This is a genomic window from Vibrio sp. 1159 (genome assembly GCF_033340395.1).
GTDB lineage: Bacteria > Pseudomonadota > Gammaproteobacteria > Enterobacterales > Vibrionaceae > Vibrio > Vibrio alginolyticus.
Map to the genome: position 1 here is coordinate 1 of NZ_JAWOWL010000180.1, position 1,065 is coordinate 1,065.

Here is a 1,065-nt window from a genome sequence, read left to right on the forward strand (position 1 = left end):
CAAGCTGGTCAATATTCGGAAGAGAAGTTCACGCCAGTGTACGGCACGAACCCAATTTACCTGCAATCAAACAGTGGCCTTGAACGTGTTGAAATTGGCTACAATATTGAAACGCCAGTACCTGACTATTCACTCACGGTTGATGGTCTTGCCAGTGAGTACATAATTGCTACAGAGCCAACCTCTTTAGACCTCACTCTTACCGCAGAGGGCGACTTAACCGCAGAGGGCGACTTAACCGCCGAGTTAACGGTTTACAATCATCATCGCGAACCACTAGCAAGTTGGACGGGTTCCATTCAAGATGGTGCAAGCGAACAAGTAGAACTCACGCTGAGCAAATCAGAACCGGGGCACCACATGTTAGTGACCCGCATTAAAGATACCGATGGCAACCTTGTCGATCAGCAAACGCTGGATTTCCATCTAAAAAGTGAGGAAGTCACCCCACCACCATCAGGCGAATACGACTTTGTATTCCCTGAGGGGCTTTCTAGCTACACAGCAGGTACAAAAGTGTTAGCAAGCGACGGCGCGATTTATCAATGTAAACCATTCCCTTACTCTGGCTACTGCGTACAGTGGAGTGAGAGTGCAACACAATTTGAGCCAGCGACAGGCTCACACTGGGAAATGGCTTGGGATAAGCTGAACTAATCTCGCAGACGATAGACGTAAAGAACCCCGCAAATCGCGGGGTTCTTTTTACTTTATCAATCACTGCGAGTTAAAGACAAAAGTGGCAGTTTTCTCGACTTAAACCATAACCACCAGACAGATTGGTGATATGAGTTCTGCCTTCTTGAAGCCCCATTTCATACCCTTCGAGTAGAACGGATTGGCGCATCGACAAGCGTTGCACATGAAATTCATCCGGCGGTGCAATCACTCTCACACGGGTTCCTTGTGGGGGATTGCGGATAAATTCCAAGGACTCATTGTAGTTCTCTGAACGATGCAACATCGCTTCTGCCATTTTGGGATGTTCAGCAAACAACTTGTTCATTAACCAAGTATTTTTTACTGGTTTTTTGGAGTAATTCAGCGGGTGCGATAGCACAACCG

At 47.1% G+C, this 1,065-nt stretch carries 1 protein-coding gene and 1 pseudogene; one reads left to right on the forward strand and one right to left on the reverse strand.

Annotated features, from left to right (window positions below):
• A pseudogene (locus tag R7127_RS26845) lies at positions 1-657 on the forward strand (N-acetylglucosamine-binding protein GbpA); the annotation flags it as partial.
• 70 nt (positions 658-727) lie between these two features.
• On the opposite strand, the gene R7127_RS26850 reads toward R7127_RS26845, so the two are convergent.
• Positions 728-1,065, reverse strand: a 338-nt coding sequence (locus R7127_RS26850; protein ID WP_318148756.1) for a DUF6363 domain-containing protein, incomplete at its 5' end; no start/stop codon positions are given.